Origin of the sequence: Polaromonas sp., from assembly GCF_030689685.1 — a bacterium.
GTDB lineage: Bacteria > Pseudomonadota > Gammaproteobacteria > Burkholderiales > Burkholderiaceae_C > Polaromonas.
Map to the genome: position 1 here is coordinate 1 of NZ_JAUYEY010000073.1, position 17,118 is coordinate 17,118.

Annotated in this window: 16 protein-coding genes and 1 pseudogene; 3 read left to right on the top strand and 14 right to left on the bottom strand. The window is 62.4% G+C overall.

Features of this window, described 5'->3' with window-relative positions; translation table 11 throughout:
* Positions 1-1,101: 1,101 nt before the first annotated feature.
* The 12 genes from Q8O29_RS16285 to Q8O29_RS16340 form a co-directional block, all read right to left on the bottom strand.
* Positions 1,102-1,422, bottom strand: a complete 321-nt coding sequence (locus tag Q8O29_RS16285) for a DNA-binding protein (protein ID WP_305564664.1) — start codon at positions 1,420-1,422, stop codon at positions 1,102-1,104.
* Positions 1,423-1,427: 5 nt separating this feature from the next.
* Positions 1,428-1,784 carry a type II toxin-antitoxin system RelE/ParE family toxin gene (locus Q8O29_RS16290; RefSeq protein ID WP_305564666.1) on the bottom strand — a complete coding sequence of 119 codons (357 nt, stop codon included), beginning with the start codon at positions 1,782-1,784 and terminating at the stop codon, positions 1,428-1,430.
* Between the two features lie 157 nt (positions 1,785-1,941).
* Positions 1,942-4,209: a primosomal protein N' gene (gene priA, locus Q8O29_RS16295; RefSeq protein ID WP_305564668.1), complete on the bottom strand. Its 2,268-nt coding sequence runs from the start codon at positions 4,207-4,209 to the stop codon at positions 1,942-1,944.
* A 356-nt stretch (positions 4,210-4,565) separates the two neighbouring features.
* On the bottom strand, positions 4,566-5,666 hold the full coding sequence (gene hemE / locus Q8O29_RS16300) for a uroporphyrinogen decarboxylase (protein ID WP_305564670.1): 1,101 nt from the start codon (positions 5,664-5,666) through the stop codon (positions 4,566-4,568).
* A 175-nt stretch (positions 5,667-5,841) separates the two neighbouring features.
* Positions 5,842-6,588, bottom strand: coding sequence for a hypothetical protein (locus tag Q8O29_RS16305; RefSeq protein WP_305564672.1), 747 nt, complete (start codon positions 6,586-6,588; stop codon positions 5,842-5,844).
* Positions 6,589-6,639: 51 nt separating this feature from the next.
* On the bottom strand, positions 6,640-7,086 hold the full coding sequence (locus Q8O29_RS16310) for a CoA-binding protein (protein ID WP_305564674.1): 447 nt from the start codon (positions 7,084-7,086) through the stop codon (positions 6,640-6,642).
* A gap of 8 nt (positions 7,087-7,094) precedes the next feature.
* On the bottom strand, positions 7,095-7,727 hold the full coding sequence (locus Q8O29_RS16315; RefSeq protein WP_305564676.1) for a thioredoxin family protein: 633 nt from the start codon (positions 7,725-7,727) through the stop codon (positions 7,095-7,097).
* 24 nt (positions 7,728-7,751) lie between these two features.
* Positions 7,752-9,908 (bottom strand): protein-disulfide reductase DsbD, encoded by a 2,157-nt coding sequence (locus Q8O29_RS16320; protein ID WP_305564678.1) that lies wholly within the window; start codon positions 9,906-9,908, stop codon positions 7,752-7,754.
* A gap of 52 nt (positions 9,909-9,960) precedes the next feature.
* The gene (locus Q8O29_RS16325) at positions 9,961-10,704 is read right to left on the bottom strand and encodes an alanyl-tRNA editing protein (RefSeq protein WP_305564680.1); all 744 of its coding nucleotides are present in this window, start codon (positions 10,702-10,704) and stop codon (positions 9,961-9,963) included.
* Between the two features lie 72 nt (positions 10,705-10,776).
* A complete protein-coding gene (locus Q8O29_RS16330; RefSeq protein WP_305564682.1) occupies positions 10,777-11,100 on the bottom strand; it encodes a type II toxin-antitoxin system YafQ family toxin in 324 nt (107 codons plus the stop codon).
* A complete protein-coding gene (locus Q8O29_RS16335) occupies positions 11,042-11,356 on the bottom strand; it encodes a type II toxin-antitoxin system RelB/DinJ family antitoxin (RefSeq protein WP_305564684.1) in 315 nt (104 codons plus the stop codon). The genes Q8O29_RS16330 and Q8O29_RS16335 overlap by 59 nt, the downstream gene beginning before the upstream one ends.
* Before the next feature lie 120 nt (positions 11,357-11,476).
* The gene (locus Q8O29_RS16340) at positions 11,477-11,623 is read right to left on the bottom strand and encodes a helix-turn-helix transcriptional regulator (RefSeq protein WP_305564719.1); all 147 of its coding nucleotides are present in this window, start codon (positions 11,621-11,623) and stop codon (positions 11,477-11,479) included.
* Positions 11,624-11,671: 48 nt separating this feature from the next.
* Between Q8O29_RS16340 and Q8O29_RS16345 the strand changes: the two genes are divergently transcribed.
* On the top strand, positions 11,672-13,285 hold the full coding sequence (locus Q8O29_RS16345; RefSeq protein WP_305564686.1) for a B12-binding domain-containing radical SAM protein: 1,614 nt from the start codon (positions 11,672-11,674) through the stop codon (positions 13,283-13,285).
* Positions 13,286-13,303: 18 nt separating this feature from the next.
* Here the strand turns inward: Q8O29_RS16345 and Q8O29_RS16350 are convergent.
* Positions 13,304-13,753, bottom strand: a pseudogene (locus tag Q8O29_RS16350) (enolase C-terminal domain-like protein); the annotation flags it as partial.
* 211 nt (positions 13,754-13,964) lie between these two features.
* Complete coding sequence (locus Q8O29_RS16355) at positions 13,965-15,440, bottom strand: PLP-dependent aminotransferase family protein (RefSeq protein WP_305564688.1); 1,476 nt, start codon at positions 15,438-15,440, stop codon at positions 13,965-13,967.
* A 110-nt stretch (positions 15,441-15,550) separates the two neighbouring features.
* On the opposite strand from Q8O29_RS16355, the gene Q8O29_RS16360 reads away from it, so the two are divergent.
* Both Q8O29_RS16360 and Q8O29_RS16365 read left to right on the top strand, forming a co-directional pair.
* Positions 15,551-16,171: a LysE family translocator gene (locus Q8O29_RS16360; protein ID WP_305564690.1), complete on the top strand. Its 621-nt coding sequence runs from the start codon at positions 15,551-15,553 to the stop codon at positions 16,169-16,171.
* On the top strand, positions 16,168-17,103 hold the full coding sequence (locus Q8O29_RS16365) for a DMT family transporter (RefSeq protein WP_305564692.1): 936 nt from the start codon (positions 16,168-16,170) through the stop codon (positions 17,101-17,103). The genes Q8O29_RS16360 and Q8O29_RS16365 overlap by 4 nt, the downstream gene beginning before the upstream one ends.
* Positions 17,104-17,118 lie beyond the last annotated feature (15 nt).

Genomic DNA, 17,118 nt, shown 5'->3' on the forward strand with positions numbered 1-17,118 from the left:
TGACCAGGCGCACCGCCTCCAGTTTGAATTCCAGGGTGTATTTGCCCCGGGCTTGTCCGTCTTTTCTCTTGCTCATTTCGTAATCTCCAATGTCTGAATTTGACCATCAGCTATGGAGTACGTTTTTCGGGGGCAAGATCATCGTTTAGTTCGATATCCGGTACTCTCATGATGAGGCCTAAAAGCTTGAGTTAAGCCGACGCGCAACGTGCCAGTCGGTGAGTGGTTGAAATGGAGCAACAATGCATTTGAACGAAGCGACGAAGCGACGAAGCGACGAAGCGTTAGGCGTTACTCTTGCCAAATCTCTGAGCGGTTTTTTTGCACCGTTCTGCCTGAGGAATGCATCAAGGTAGACCTTGGTACGGAATGCAAATTTGTGGGCTGTCAGGTGCAGCGACAAGTACTCAATTGCGTACTCACGCTTTGTGAATGAGTCGAAGAGGCTCTTGAACCAACCAAACTTTGGTGGAGCAGAGTCATCTCGGACCTTGCAGGGCGAGCAATAGGGTACTTGCCAACAAGCCTGCGCCGCGTTGCGTGAAGTGACCTTGCGCGTCGTGATGGTCACCGAAGTGTCGGGTACTCCCATGCACGAGGCGCAATGGGGTGGCCACATGAGCTTATTTGCAGAAATGACTACAAGATATCGCATTTGCCGGTAGTGACGCCAAACGATGTAGATCGACGGATATTCTTGCAGCCAAGGATATTTGACAGGATATCCTCGAATCTCACCTCTGCACTCGGACAGTTCATCAGACGGCGAAGCGCGCGCAGGCTCGCGTTGCCGTCAATTTGTAAGAAATTTGAAGTCATTGTCGTTGCCCTAAACCTTGTCACCTATCCTGCCCAAATGGGGTGGCGTCGAGTTTGCTTTCCCGGCATCTCGTCTGATTGTCACTCTGTCCACCAGACGTTGGTGGCTGAATGACCGTTTCGACTACTTGGGAACGTAGTCGGAGGTGGACAAGGTACGCATTCCCGGAGACAAATTTTTTGTTTGCGTTTCCCGGCGGATTCACCAAGTGGGAAAAGCACGGCGCGATACCAGAGCGGTGAGGATGACTGAGCAAGCTGAGATTTGATCTGCCACCGACTTCACGCTGCCACAGAATGCGCCTGAAGGCTTACTTGTAGCTTCTCGCGCACTGCCCGAAAAATTGCCGCCAAATTGTCCATGCTGGGGTTGCCGTTGGGCGACAACATCCGATGCAAGCTTTTGCTCGGCTTGGCGGTCAACGTGGCGAGTTGCTCAAAGCCGATGGTGGCATTGACCAGGTCGCGCAGAATCAGCCGGGCTGTCTCGGGCTCGCCGTTGAGAAACAAGGTGGCAGCCTCGTCCAGCAGCGCCTGCGCAAATGACGAGTCACTCTGCACCCGCTGGATGACAGTTGCTTTGAAATTCCTGGTCAGTGCCATTGGTTTTACCCCTTGTGCTTGGTCGTTGCTTTGGTCGCCATTGCCTTTTTGCGTGCCTTGTATTCGGCCAGCAGTTCTTTGGCTTTGTCGATGTCACGTTGCTGGCCCCGCTTGGTGCCGCCTCCAAAAAGAATGATCAACGTGTGACCCTCTTTGGCAAGGTAGATCCGGTAGCCTGGCCCCCAGTCGATGACGTACTCTCCCATTCCATCGAACCACTTGATGCTTGATGTATTGCCAAGTTCCATGCGGAGCTTGGCAACAGTCACCTTCGCAGCGGCGAGCGACGGCAAACTGTCAAACCACTTTTTGTACGGGTTGGAGTCATCCTCGCGCAGGTACTCTTCAACTTTGATCGCCATATTGAATGGTAACATATTAGTTACTTTTAATGCGAGCTATTTTGGTGCTGGTGGCCGTCGGGGCGTTTTGCAAGCGTTGAAATCAGATTGCTCTATATCGTCGATGCTCATCAACCGGTGGGGCGGCGATAGCTCACTATCAGGTGGCACCTATTCCTCAAATCGCTAATGGATCCACATCAATTGCCCAGCGGATCAGGCTCTTGAAGTCGCCCTCTTGCCGGGTCTGGTGCAGCAGCGGCTGCCAGGCGGCCAGGAAGCGCTGCAAGGCGGCGCGTGACGGGCTTTCGACCAGCATCTGGGCGCGTTCGATGTTGGCCACGCGCTGGATGGTCATGGGCACGGCCGGATAGGGTGTGACGGCTTCTGCGCCAGGCAGTTGCTGCGCCTGCGCTGCGGCGGCGGCGGCATTCAAAAAGCCCTGCGCCACCGACTGCTCCCGCGCCTCAGCGCGCACCAAAGCGGAAAAGCCAAAGGGCGACATGCCTGCGGCTTCGCGTTCTTTCAGCTCCTGGGCTGCAAAGGCCGGGTAGTCGTGTTTTTTCAAAGCGCCAAACAAGGGGTGCTGCGGGTGAAAAGTCTGCACCCACATCTCGCTGCTGCCGCTGCGCTCGGCATCGCGCCCGGCCCGGCCTGCGGCCTGCATCAACAGGCCAAACAGGCGCTCGGGTGCGCGGAAGTCGCTGGAAAAAAGCGCGCTGTCGGGGTTGATCGCGGCCACCAGGGTGATGTGGCGGAAATCGTGGCCCTTGGCAATCATCTGGGTGCCAACCAGCACATCGACCTCGCCCGCATGTACGCTGGCCAGTTGCGCTTCAAGTGCACCCTTGAGCCGTGTGGTGTCGGCGTCAATGCGGGCGATGCGCAGGGGCTCGCCGCCCGGCCTGCGCACACCGGCCAGCAGCTCGGTGATGTGTTCCTCCAGCCGTTCCGTGCCTTTGCCGACAGGCGCGATATCGATGTTGCCGCAGCTTGGGCAGGCACGCGGCACACGTTCGGTAAAACCGCAGTGGTGGCAGCGCAGCGTGCGGTCGATTTTGTGGAAGACGCGGTAGGCGCTGCAATGCGGGCACTCGCTTTTCCAGCCGCAGTCGTGGCAGGCCAGCACCGGGGCGTAGCCGCGCCGGTTCAAAAAAATCAGCGACTGCTCACCGCGTGCGATACGCTGGCTGATGGCGTCCAGCAGCGGCGGCGCTATCGTGGCGTGTTTGGGTTGGTGGTTCATGTCCACCAGCCGCACGGCCGGCAACTGGCCAGCCGTTTGCGGGGAGCCCTCACCCCCACCCTCTCCCAGGGGGAGAGGGGGTAAATAAGACGCAGCGCCTATACGTTTGTCCATTCTCAGGCGCTGGTACTTGCCGTTGATGGTGGCCTGCCAGCTTTCCAGCGAAGGGGTGGCAGAGCCCAGCATGACTCGACAGGCCCCCACGCTTGTCGCTTCGGGTACTGCACTGCCCCCCGAGGGGGCGTTGCGCCTGCGGCCCGGCAAAGCCGTCTCCGCGGCCCCTGCTGATGAAGAGGGCGCAGTGATGCCGCCGCTGTTGTCGACCGAGCTTTCCAGCATCGCGCGGTACACCGCCAGATCACGCGCCGAATAACGCGCACCTTCCTGCTGCTTGTAGCTCGGGTCGTGTTCTTCATCAACGACGATCAGGCGCAGATTCGGCAAGGACGCAAAAATTGCCATGCGGGTGCCCAGCACCAGCCGGGCTTGACCCGCATGTGCCGCCAGCCAGCTTTTGAGGCGCTGCGCCGGGCTCAAGCCGCTGTGCATGGCCACCACCTGGGCCTTGCCCAGGTGCGCAAAACGCGCCTCGAAACGTGCCTGCAACTGTGGCGTGAGGTTGATCTCGGGCACCATCACCAGCACCTGGGCGCTGGCGTCCTGCGCCAGCACGCGGGCGGCGGCGCGCAGGTAGACCTCGGTTTTTCCGCTGCCGGTCGCGCCGAACAGCAGCGCCGGCCGGGAATCGGCATCAAATTCGGCGATGGCCCTTTCCTGTTCTGTGCTCAGTGCTATCAAATCAGTAGTATCCGGGGCATCGGGTACGGCCGCCACAGGTCGTTTGAGCCGGCGCGCGAGTTGCACCGTGCTTAGCGCGCGCAGTTGCGGCGGCAGCGCGGCCAGCGCCACCTCGCCAATCGAGCGCTGGTAATAACTGGCGGTAAAAGCCACCAGCCGGCGCCAGGTCGCGGGCAGCGGCGCAAGCCCGTCCAGCGCACCCAGCACGCCGCGGGCTTGGGCCGGCGGCAGATCACCGCTGTCTGGCAGCACCTCCCAGACCACGCCCAGCACCTCGCGTTTACCCAGAGGCACACGCACCAGCGTGCCGGGAGCCAGCGGCCACGCGCTGAGATAGGTCAGCGCTCCGGCCACACTGCTGTGGGCCGGCGTTGCAACCACAATGCTGAGCCAATTGGTCATGGACGCTGAAGCTTATAAGGACGTAAAAAAGTCGTAAGTGCTGAGATACATTTTCGAAAAACGCCGTAAGTGCTTGATTTAGAACTACTTTGAAGGTAACCCAGAGTTTCTGTGGATAACTTTGTTGATAGATTGCCTTGGGCCCTGCCCAGCCCTTGTAAATCAAGGCTTTTCTTGAATTGCCCGTAAAAAAAGCAATTTAAAGAAGCTATACAAATCAACCACTTAGCGCCGCTATGGGTTTGATAGCGCAACTAGCCCGACAAACCGTTTCATGCGGCACCGCAGCACGAATTTTGTGAATAAGTCCTGCCTCCGACGCCTGATTTTGTGTTATCGACGATGCAAAACCCCGCCTAATGCGGGGTGCCGGTGCGCATCCTGCGGGAGTGCGCGTGTACTGCGCGCACCAGCACTTCGACGCTTTCTGGCGGGGTGTGCTGGCTGATGCCGTGGCCGAGGTTGAAGATATGTGTGGGCCCGCTGCTGTACAGGTCCGCATGCGGCTGGCCGAAACTGTCCAGCACGGCTGCCACTTCTTTCTCGATCTGCGCCGGCGGGGCAAACAGCACGTTCGGGTCCAGGTTGCCCTGCAACGCCATGCGATGGCCCACTCGCGCGCGCGCCTGACCGAGGTTGACGGTCCAGTCCAGGCCCAGCACCTCGCAGTCGAGTCCGGCCATCTGCTCCAGCCACAGGCCACCGCCCTTGGTGAAGACCAGGCGCGGGATCGTGACGCCGTCGTGTGTGCGTTTGAGCTGGCTGAGCACGCGCTGTGTATAGGCTAGGCTGAAAGTCTGGAAGGCTGCGTCGGCCAGCACACCGCCCCAGCTGTCGAAAATCATCACCGCCTGGGCGCCAGCCTCGATCTGGGCGTTCAGGTAGGCGGCGACGGCATCGGCATTGATCGCCAGCATTTTGTGCATCAGGTCGGGGCGCTGGTACAGCATGGTCTTGACCAGGCGGTAGTCGTCGGAGCCAGCGCCCTCGACCATGTAACAGGCCAGGGTCCAGGGGCTGCCGGAAAAGCCGATCAACGGCACCCGTCCGTTCAGCGCCTTGCGGATGGAGGTGACGGCGTCAAACACATAACGCAGTTTGTCCATGTCCGGCACTTCGAGCTTGGCCACAGCCGCTTCGTCACGCACCGGTGTCGCAAAACGCGGGCCCTCACCGAGCGCAAACGACAGGCCCAGCCCCATGGCGTCGGGCACGGTCAGGATGTCGGAAAACAGGATGGCGGCGTCCAGCGGGTAACGCTCAAGCGGTTGCAGCGTGACTTCGGTGGCGTAGTCTGGTGAGGTCGCCAGGCCCATGAAACTGCCGGCTTTGGCGCGGCTGGCGCGGTACTCGGGCAAATAGCGCCCGGCCTGGCGCATCAGCCAGACGGGGGTGTAGTCGGTGGCCTGGCGCAGGCAGGCGCGCAGGAAATTGTCGTTTTGGAGGGGAGCAAACATCTTTCCATTGTCTCAGAGCCGCGAATCTTTCTACTGCGCGGGCCGATCTGGCGCCTGCGGTGCTCACCGTACCCATGTACGGCTCCGCTCCTCGGCGCCACCTCGGCCCGCTCGCTACGAAATCTTCACGACTCTGGGCGGGCAGTGAACACCTGAAGTGGGGAGCGTAGGGGCTCTATCGGACGGGTAAAAACTGCAAAAATGAGGCACCAGCCAGGTTCTGCACATAGGTGATCACGGCGCGCCGATACTTTTCGGTCAACACCCCGGACAGCAAATCCAGCCGGCCGACGATCTTGCCGAACTCGCGCTCAAAACTGAGGTTGCGCTCGCGCTCTGACATCTCGTCGGCCATCAGCAGCGGCTGGCCGGCCGCATTGCGCCGTGTGGCCAGCAACCAGACCGCCGACTCGACATTGCGGGCGGCGTTGTAGACGTATTGCGCGTCCAGGCCATCGACCAGGTAGAAGGTGGTTTTGCCGCCGTGCGCCACGATTAGCATGTCGGCACTCGCGTAGATGAAGGCGGCCACGCGGTCGCCCTTGAAATCAGCGCTCAGCGCCAGCGACAGCGCGGCAATGTCGCGTTTGCCCTGCAGCTCGGGCCAGGGGGTGCGGCTGTCAATCGCACTGCGCACCCGCTCGATGGCCGCCTCGCGGCTCACGCCGCTGGTCTTGCGCCATTCGGCCGGGTTGCGCCGGTACAACTTGTCCAGCAGCCGGTACAGGCTGTCGAGGTTGTCACGCATGCCCAGTGTGGCCATGCGGTTGACGTCGGACTGTGCGAGCTCGCTGCCGGTCAGCGGCGCAACCTGGGTTTCGCCCCGATGCACGGGCGCCGGCCCCATGGCCGAACAGCCGCCAAGCAGCAGGGCCGCCAGACCAGGCAGGAGAGCAGGCGGGAGGCGGCGCGGGAAGGGCATGCGCCGATTATCCCGGAGCGCCCGGGGCACGCAAGCGCCTGCGTGTGGGGTTCAGGCCGCGTCAGCCGGCAATAGGCCACGCGATTGCAACACGCGGTGGTCAATCTTCAGGCAGTGGTCCTGCACCACCAGCAGTCCGGCGGCTTCGGCTTTGGCTGCGGCTGCTGCGTGGGTGATGCCCAGTTGCATCCAGGCTGCCTTGGCGCCGATTGCAATCGCGTCATCAACAATGGGCGGGATGTCCTCGCTGTTGCGAAAACAGTTCACCAGGTCAATGCTTTCGTGCTGCGCTGCCTCACGCAAACTGGCATAGGCTTTCTCGCCCAGCACCTCGCTGACGTTTGGATTCACCGGAATGATGCGGTAGCCACTGGCCTGCATGTAACGCGCCACATCAAAACTGGCACGGTGCGGTTTGGGCGACAGGCCGACCACTGCAATCGTGCGGCAGTGGGTCAATATGTAGGGCATGCGTTCGGCTGGCGCGATGGCGGTCATGGCTTGCCTCAGGCTTTGTATTTGATGGAGCAGCCATAAGCGCGGCTGGACGCCACGCTCAGCGGTTTGCCCGCCAGCGCTTCGTTCAGGCCCTGACGCACGTAGTTGGTGGCGGTTTTGATGTCGTCCACCTGCGCCGAAGCAATACTGTCAATCGCTCCGGCATAAACCAGACGACCCTGTGGGCTGACGATGTACATGTGCGGGGTGGTTCTGGCGCCGTAGAGCTGGCCGATTTTTCCCGACTCGTCCATCAGGGTGGCTGAAGGCAGCGCCTGCTTTTCCGTCATCCAGCTGGCGAGTTTGAGCGGGACCAGGTAGTCGCCGCTGCCGGTTTCGGTCGAATTGACGGCGAGCCAGACCACGCCTTTGCCGGTGAATTCTTTTTGCAGGCTTTGCATGTTGCCGCGGTAATGTTTTTGCACGAACGGACAGCCGGGATTGGTCCATTCCAGCACCACCAGCTTGCCCTTGAAGTCGCTGAGCTTGCGGGTTTTGCCGCTGGTGTCGGTGGTAGAAAAATCCGGCGCGGCCTGGCCAACGGTGGCAGCGGCAAAAGCCGGACTGGTTAGTGACAGCGCCAACGGCGCCAGCACCAGGGACCCGGAAAAAACACGGCGATTGATGAAACGGTTCTGCATGGCATCCACTTCTTGAAAGTGTACTTACAGCTTGGCCAGCTCGGCCCGGACATCATCAACAGACAAAATTTCCGACAGCACCACGGGCGCCCGGCCGGGCTTGTAAATCACATACAGCGGCACGCCGCTGCGCCCCAGCTGCGCCAGTGCTGCGGTGATGGCCGGGTCGCGCCGGGTCCAGTCGGCGCGCAGCAGCACCACCTTCTTCGCATCGATATCGGCCAGCACCGCAGGGTCGGCCAGCGTGGTTATTTTGTTGTACTGGCAGGTCACGCACCAGGCGGCGGTGAAATCGACAAACACGCTTTGCCCCTGCGCTGTGAGTTGCTCGACCCGGCCCGGCTCCCAGGCTTGCCAGCGGCTGGACGGGGCCGTGGCTGCGACGCCGGCGGCTTCCAGGGGTTTGATAACATTTTGGCCGATAGCCCATATACCGACTGCGCCAAGCGCTATTGAAAACGTAGCAGCCAGCGTCCGGGTGCGGCCCTTGAGGGTCAGCGACCAGAGCACCAGCGCCATCAACACCAGCAAGCCCAGCAGCGCACCCGCGCCGTCGATGCCGCTTTGCTGGCCCAGCACCCAGACCAGCCAGGCGACGGTGCCAAACATCGGGAAAGCCATCAGCCGCCGGAAGGTCAGCATCCACGCGCCGGGGCGCGGCAGCGCGCGTGCCACGGCGGGCACCGCGCTGGCGACGAGGTAAGGCAAGGCCATGCCAATGCCGATCGCACCGAACACTGCCAGCGCCTGTATTGCCGGCAGGCCGAGGGCATAACCGAGCGCCGCACCCATGAAAGGCGCGGTGCAGGGCGAGGCAATCGCGGTGGCCAGCACCCCTGTCAGAAAGGAATTGAGCGTCGGGTTCTTGGTCTGCAGGCTGGCCACGCGGCTGGGCAGGAAGCTGCCAAATTCAAACAGACCCGCCAGATTCAGGCCGATCAGCGTGAACAGCACCGCCAGCGCCGCCACCACCGCCGGGCTTTGCAATTGAAAGCCCCAGCCCAATTGTTCGCCGGCCGAGCGCAAGCCCAGCAGCAGCGCGCCCAGCGCCAGGAAGGACAGCACCACCCCGGCGCTGTAAGCCAGCCCGCCGCTCAGGCGGGCGGCTTGACTTTTTTGCTGCGCAAAACTCATCACCTTGATGGCCAGCACGGGAAATACGCAGGGCATCAGGTTCAGGATCATCCCGCCCAGCAGCGCACCCAGCAGGGCGGCAAACAGGCCCAGCGGCGCTGTGCTGCTGCCCGTGGGCGCAGCGCCCAGGGCCGCATTGGCCTTGAGGGCGGCCTCCAGTGCGGGCGACACGGTAGCGGCTGCGGCGACAGCGGGCCAGTCGCCCTTGACCGGCGCTTCGATGCGCACGGCCTGCTTCTCATAGGCCAGCACCAGTGGCATCATGCGCGGGCTTTCGCTGCGCTGGCCAGAGAGCGGCACCTGCGCCGTCCAGACCGCGCCTTGCCAGGCCTGCTGCCAAGGCGCAGCGGGCTCAATCACGCTGCCGGTTTCGGGATAAAACTCCAGTGTTTTGCCCTGAAACGCAGCGGGCAAACCGCGCAGCGCGACCTGGATGGACTTCGGTCCGACTTCAATCTGGCTGCCGGTACCGGCCAGCGGCTTCGGGCTGGCGGCAAAAGCCGCCGAAAAAATGCCACTGCTTGAACCGGTGGAACTGCGCACCGGAATCTGCAGCGCAAACTCGCCTTCTTGCGGAATACATTCCTGCTTGCAGATCAGCCAGGCCGCCTTGAGCTTGATGTTCAGTTGTGACGCGCCAAAGGCCGGGGAGACCGTCAGCGGAACCGGCAGCAGCACGGTGTTTTCATAACCGTAGTTGGCCAGTGTGCCTACCGGTATTTTTTTCGGCGTGGGCCAGGCGATGTCACCGGCGCTGATGCCTGCGGGCAGGGTCCATTCCAGCACGGTGGGCAGGCCGGAGTCGCCAGAATTCTTCCAGTAGGTGTGCCACTCGGGCGCATGGGCCAGTTGCAGGCCGACCCAGACCTGCTTGCCGGGCTCAACCCCGTCGGGTGCCCAGGCCAGCAATTCGGCGCGTACCTGGTCGGTGGTCACCACGGCGCTCACCGTGGCCTTGTTTGTGAAGCTGATTTGGCCTGTAGCCCACGTCGGTATTGCGTAGACAGCTATCAAAAACAGAGCAGATAAAAAACGGTGAAGGGGCATGGTCAGGGTGTGAGCGGGGCGGGCGCCTAAAGTTCCTGCGCGGCGTGTGGGTTCAAGGCGCAAAGCCCAGCACCACCCGCCGCGTGGTGGCGCTTTTCTTTTCAATTTTGGTGACAATCACCGCGCCAATTTCAGCCGTGTTGGCCACATGGGTGCCACCGCAGGGCTGCAGGTCAATCATCTGTTCAGTACCTGCACCACCAATACGGATGGTGCGCACGTGGCCGCTGCCGCGCGGCGGCTGCACACTCATGCTTTTGACCAGCGCCGGGTTGGCATCGAGCTCGGCATCGCTGATGCTGCCCACCACCAATGGATGTGCTGCAGCCACCAGCCGCGTAATGCCTGCCGTCAGTTCGTCCTTGTCCAGCGGGTCCGTCATGTTGAAATCCAGCCGCGCGTAGTCGGGCGTGATCGAGCAGCCGTTGACCAGCTGCGGCACCAGATGGCACAGCAAGTGGGTGGTGGTGTGAAAACGCATCAGCCGGTGCCGGCGCGCCCAGTCAATGCGGGCGGTGATACTGTCGCCGACCTGCAGGCCGTGTTGCAGCAGCGGGTCTGGCAGGTGGCAGATGGCCTCGGTGAATTGCCCCTGGTCGTTTTTGCCCTTGCGGGTATCGATGATGCTGATTTCACGTCCATCGGCCAGGATCAGCAGGCCCGCATCCCCCGCCTGGCCGCCGCCCATCGGGTAAAACACCGTGCGGTCCAGCACGATGCCCTGCTCGCTGATGGCGGTGACCGTGGCGCTGCATTCGGTGAGGTAAGCGTCCTTGCGAAACAGGGTTTGTGTCATGGTTGGATGATACGGCGCGCCCCGTGCCACTCCTTTTGCCAAAAAGAAACCCGCAGAAGCGGGTCCCCAAGGTCAACGCCCAAACAGTTCTGAGTGGGTGCCAGCGCGAACAAAAATTACGCTGTCGACCGCAAGCCTGTAAATCAGCAGCAGATCACCTTTTGCATGACATTCCCGGTGATCTGCCCATTCGCCTTCCAGCTCATGATCCAGCCATTCGGCGGGTAGTGGCCCTTCATTGGCGATCACCAGCATCATGGCCTCTTTAAGGCGCTGCATATCCTGCTTGCCCGAGTGAGACAGTTTCTCCCAGTCTTTATCAAACTGTTTTGTGTAATCAGACTTTCTTGGCAGTGGCGCGCGCTTTGCCTTTGCCGGTTTTTTTATCGAGAGCATCAAAAACTTCTTTCGCAGAGCCGTAACGTGCTGCCGCCATTTCACGGGCCTCGGTCATTGCTGCAACGGTTGCTGACGTGGGCTTGCGGACCTCAAAAGGCAAACCGCCAACCTCCACCACTTGTCGCAGAAACAGCCGTATGGCACCGCTCAGGTCAAGACCCAGGTCGGCGAGCACTTCGGTAGATTGTTTCTTCAAGTCAGGCTCAATCCGCGAGCGGATTTCGGCTGACTTTCCATAAGTTGCAGTTTGCATAGTGTTCAGTGTCAGTGTTGTCGTCAGTATCAGTATCAGTGTGTGTATGGCATCTAGTCGATATACGTAGCTGCAATGTAGCCACAAAATGACGCGTTGTCAACCTGCTCAATTGCCCGGCTACGTCAAAGGTCGAGTGTCCTGCCGCTCTTCAAGCTGCACCAGCACGGGGCAACCCACGGCATCCGCCAGCCGCGTCATGGTCTGCACTGACAGGTTGGCGTTGCCCCAAATCAGCCGGGTGATGTAGCTGCGTGTGGTGCCCATAAACAGAAGGAAAAAGCAGGGCTGCGGACATGCTTTGATAATACCGGCATGGTTCCCACTCCAGCCGCCGAGACTGCCGCCATTGTGCTGGCCACGCTCAACGCCAAATACATCCATGCCTCGCTGGGCTTGCGCTGCCTGCTGGCCAACATGGATACCCACGGCGGCGCGGGGTTGCGGGCACAGACACAGCTGCGCGAGTTTGTCATTGGCCAGCCGGCCACACGAATCGTCGAGGAGCTGCTGGCACTGCAACCCCAGGTGATTGGCCTCGGTATTTATATCTGGAACGTGGCGGAGACCACGCAGGTGGTGCGCCTGCTCAAGACCTTGCGGCCCGACATTCGGATCGTGCTTGGCGGCCCGGAAGTCAGCCATGAAACCGAGCAGCAGGAGATATGCCGCCTGGCCGATCATGTGGTGACCGGCTGGGGCGATGTGAGTTTTCCCAAGCTGTGCCGCGCCTTGCTCGATGGCCCCCAGCCGCTGATGAAAGTTTTTGCCGGCGAGCAACCCGCGCTGGATGCGCTGGCTCTGCCTTACAGCGAGTACAGCGACGAAGACCTGGCGCAGCGCCTGCTGTATGTCGAGGCGTCGCGCGGCTGCCCGTTCAAGTGCGAGTTTTGCCTGAGCGCGCTGGATAAAACCGCCTGGGCGTTTGATCTTGACCTGTTCATGGGCCAGATGGAGACCTTGTTCCGCCGTGGTGCGCGCAACTTCAAGTTTGTGGACCGCACCTTTAATCTGAAAATCGACAACTCGGTGCGCATCCTGCAGTTTTTTCTGGACCGCATGATTGCCGCGCCGGACATCTTTGTGCATTTTGAAGTGGTGCCCGACAGCCTGCCGGACCGGCTGAAAGAATTGATTGCGCAGTTTCCGGCGGGCTCGTTGCAGTTTGAAGTCGGCATCCAGAGTTTTAACCCCGAGGTGCAGCAGCGCATCTCGCGCAAACAGGACAATGCCAAGACCGCCGAGAATCTGCGCTGGCTGGTGAGCCAGAGCCAGGCCCATGTGCATGCCGACCTGATCTTTGGCCTGCCCGGCGAAACACTGGAGAGTTTTGCCGATGGCTTTGACCGCCTGTATGCCCTGGGCCCGCATGAGATTCAGTTTGGTGTGCTCAAGCGCCTGCGTGGCACGCCGATCACCCGGCACACCGCCGACTTTGCCATGGTGTATGACCCGCAGACGCCGTACACGATTTTGCAGAACAGCACCGTTGATTTTGCCGCCATGCAGCGTGTCAAACGGTTTGCGCGTTACTGGGAGATGGTGGCCAATTCCGGGCGTTTTTCCCGCAGCCTGGACCTGTTGCTGGCGCTGGGCTCCGCATTTCAAAACTTCCTGGCCTTCAGCGACTGGCTCTGGCAAACCACCGGCAAGACCCATGAGTTCGCATTGGAAAAGCTGGTGGACCTGCTGTTCGCGCACCTGACGCAAGTGCGTGGGTTGGATGCGACCGACGTGGCTGACGCGCTGTTGGCCGACTACCGGGCCAGCGGCGCGCGGGGGCGCCCGCAAAGCCTGGTGGCGTTGCTGGGCCAGCCGCAAAAAGCAGCACTGACCGTGGCTGAGAAACACGGCGCCCAGCGACAAAGCCGCCATTTGGGGCAACAGGCTCTGCGGCTGGAGATTCAGAAGGCTGCCGCTGCCGCTTGAAACATGGCCGGCAGGTGAGCGCACCGAGCCGGCCAGGGTCCAGAAGTGCGGGTCGGCCAGCGGGATGTCCACCGACTGCAGCGACAACGCGTGGCCCAGTTGCCGCCAGTCGGTGGCAACCATGTTGGTGGCCGTCGGCAGGCTGGTGGCGCGGCGGAATTCGGCCATGACTTCGCGGCCCGAAAATCCTTCTTCCGCGCCGCAGGGGTCTTCGGCATAGGCCACCACGCCGCGCATGCCCCGCATCAGGCGGATCGCGTCTTTCAGCAGCCAGCCGCCGTTCGGGTCCAGCGTGACACGCGCTTTCGGAAAACGCTCGTGCAGTGCGCGCATCGCCTCGATTTTTTCCTCGCCGCGCAACACACCGCCCTTGAGCTTGAAGTCGTTGAAGCCGTAACGCGCATGCGCGGCCCCGGCCTGGCGCACGATGGCCTCGGGGCTCAAGGCCTCTTCATGGCGCACGCGCGAAGCGGTAATGGGCGCAACGCCAGCGATGCGCGCCACGTCATGCAGCGTGACGGCGCCGCTGCCGCGTCGGCGGCTGCGGCGTGCGGGAGGGACGGCTTCTTCGCTCATGCTGCGCTCCCGCTTGCCGCACCGCGGAGCGCTATTAATTTAATAGCTGTCTACGCCCGCCCCACATGGGCTAGAGGCCAAAAAGGCTTGAAATCGTGCGCCATCACAACATCGCGTCGCGCAAACGCGCGAACACCTTCCAGAAAGCCGCTTCCTGGGTGGTCGCGAAGTTGATACGCATCAGCGTGGTCGGTGTGCGCACCGCGTGGAACAGCGCGCCGGGGGCGATCAGGTAACCCTCGTCGAGCATGCGCTGGGCCAGCGCGTCGGTGTCCACGCCGGTGTCGACCCAGCCGAACAGCCCCGCCGGTTCGGCCGCGAAGGTGCAGCCGTGCGCCAGCGCCAGCTTGACGCTGCGCGCGCGCGCCGCATCGAGACGGGTGCGTATGCGTTCGGCATGGCGGCGCAACTGGCCCTGGTCGATGCACCAGGCCAGCGCTTTTTCGAGCAGGGCTGGCGTGGTCAGCGTGCCCAGCAGCTTGGTGTCGAGCAGGCGCTGCACCAGATCCGGCGGCGCCGCCATAAAGCCGACGCGCCAGCCCGGCGCCAGGATTTTGGCGAAGCCGCTGACATACATCGTGCGCTGCAGGCCGTCCAGCGCGCACAGGCGCGTCGCGTGTTCGGGCGCCAGGTGGCAGTAGGTGTCGTCCTCGACGATGTGGAAGTTGTGCTGGTTGGCTAGCTGCAGCACGCGGTGCGCGCTGCCGGGGCTCAGGCAGTAACCGGTCGGGTTGTGAAACACGCTGACGCTGACAAACAGCTTGGGCGCATGCGCCTCGCAGTAACGCGCCATCACTTCCAGGTCCGGCCCGTCGGCGCGCCGTGGCACCGGCAAGATGCGCATGCCCAGCGCATCGAGCCGCGCAAACTCGACCGCCCAGCCGGGTTCCTCGACCATCACGCAGTCGCCGGCGCGCAGCAGGGTACGGCTCACGATGTCCAGCGCATGGGTCGCCCCCACGCTGGTGATGATCTGCTCGGGCGCCGCATGCACATTGAGCACGCCGAGTTTTTGCGACAGCGCGCGGCGCAGGCCGCTGTCGCCCATGGGTTCGCCGTAACTGAGCGAAAAATCGCGCAGCGCGCTGCCGCTGGTGACCTTGCGCACGGCCGCCGGCATGAAGCGGGTGTCCAGCCATTCCGGCGGAAACACGCCCATGCCCGGCTGCGGCTTGTTGCTGACCCGATGGAACATGCCACGGATCAGCGCCGAGGCATCAACCGGCGCCTGCCGGGCGGACATCCAGGTGGCGGCGTTCCAGGCGGAGGGCGCGTCCGGGTTCGTTGAATCTGCTATTTTTTTAATAGCTGACGGCGCTTGTTGCGCCTGGGCCAACGCCGCATTGAATGATGCATCGCGGACGAAGAAGCCCCGGTTCTTGTGCGCCACCACCAGCCCCTGGGCCAGCAACTGGTCGTAGGCCGCGACCACGGTGGAGACGCTGACGCCCTGCTGTTGCGCGCATTGCCGCACCGAGGGCAGGCGCGCGCCGGGTGCCAGCAGGCGGCTGCGGATGCGCTCGGCAAAACGCGTGCTTAGCTGCTCGGTCAGTGACTGCGAACCGGTTTTCATCAGCATGGACAGGGGCCTTTGCGCGGAGTGTGCTGACAAGCAGGGCAATACAGTTTCAAAATTTGTACCCTTAACTGTACCGATAGTGTGTTGGTTTGGACTATAAAGTCTGGGTCATGAATTGGCAAGAATTTACCGCTTTGCTGGTGCTGGCGACGGCCATGAGCTTTTCGCCGGGGCCCAACACCACACTGTCGACCGCGCTGGCGGCCAACCACGGCCTGCGCCGCGCCATGCCTTTTGTCTGCGCGGTGCCGGTCGGCTGGGGCGTGTTGCTGAGCCTGTGCGCGCTCGGGTTGGGCGCGCTGCTGCTGGCGATGCCGCTGCTGGGCCTGGCGATCAAGCTCGTCGGCGTGGTGTATCTGCTGTGGCTGGCCTCGAAAATCGCGCGCACCCGGCAGTTGGGCCAGCTCAGCGAGGCCGATGCAGACCGCATGAACGTCGGCTTCTGGCAGGGCGCGGCACTGCAGTTCGTCAACATCAAGGCCTGGATGCTGGCGCTGGCGATTGTCAGCGGCTGGATTGCCGGGCGCAGCGACCCCGGCCTGCGTTTTGCCGTGGTGCTGCCGGTGATGCTGGCCTATGCCTTTGTCAGCAACCTGGTCTATGCGCTGGCCGGTTCGCTGCTGCGCGCGTGGCTGTCCGGCCCGGCCGGCACAGGCCGGCGCCTCATCGGGTTCAACCGCGCCATGGCGGCGGTGCTGGTGGCCACCGCCATCTGGATGCTGTTCTTATGACACAGCAACAAGTCACCAAGGGCCTGTGGCTGGGCCTGCTGGGCATCGTGATTTTTGCGGTGACCCTGCCGATGACGCGGCTGGCGGTCGGCCCGCCCGAGGCGCCGCAGATGTCAGGCGTGTTCATCGCGCTGGGCCGCGCCGTGGTGGCGGCCGCGCTGTCGGCGCTGTTTCTGCTGGCCACACGCGCGCCGCTGCCGCAGCGCCGCGACTGGGGGCCGCTGGCCATCACCGCCGCCGGCGTGGTGTTCGGCTTCCCGCTGTTCACCTCGATCGCCATGCGTTACGTCGAAGCCATGCATGCCAGCGTGATCGTCGGCGTGTTGCCATTGGCCACTGCGGCGGTTGGCGCGCTGCTGCACCGCCAGCGGCCGTCGGCCGGGTTCTGGTGGTGCGCAGCGCTGGGCAGCGCGCTGGTGGTGGTATTTGCCGTGCTGCGTTCAGGCGCTGCCGGGCTCGCAATTCATTTTGCGGACGGGCTGCTGCTGGCGGCGATGCTGTGCGCCGCCATCGGTTACGGCTACGGCGCGCGGCTGTCGCAACACATGCAGGCCGAACATGTGATCTGCTGGGCGCTGCTGATTTCCCTGCCTATGACCCTGCCGCTGGCGCTGCTGAGCTGGCCCACAGCGCCCGTCCAGCCCAGCGCCTGGGCCGGCTTTGCCTACCTCGGCGTGTTTTCAATGTGGCTGGGCTTTTTTGCCTGGTACCGCGGCCTGGCCCTGGGCGGCACGGTGCGGGTCAGCCAGGTCCAGCTGGTCCAGCCCTTTTTGTCCATGCTGTTTGCCGTGCCGCTGCTTGGGGAGTCGCTGGACGCGGTGACGGTCGGCTTCGGCCTGGCCGTGATCGCCACCGTGTTCATCGGCAAACAGATGCCTGTCCACACGGCGGTGCCAAGTGAGAAACTATTCATCGTCACCAAGACGGAGTGACAGAGACAACACCAT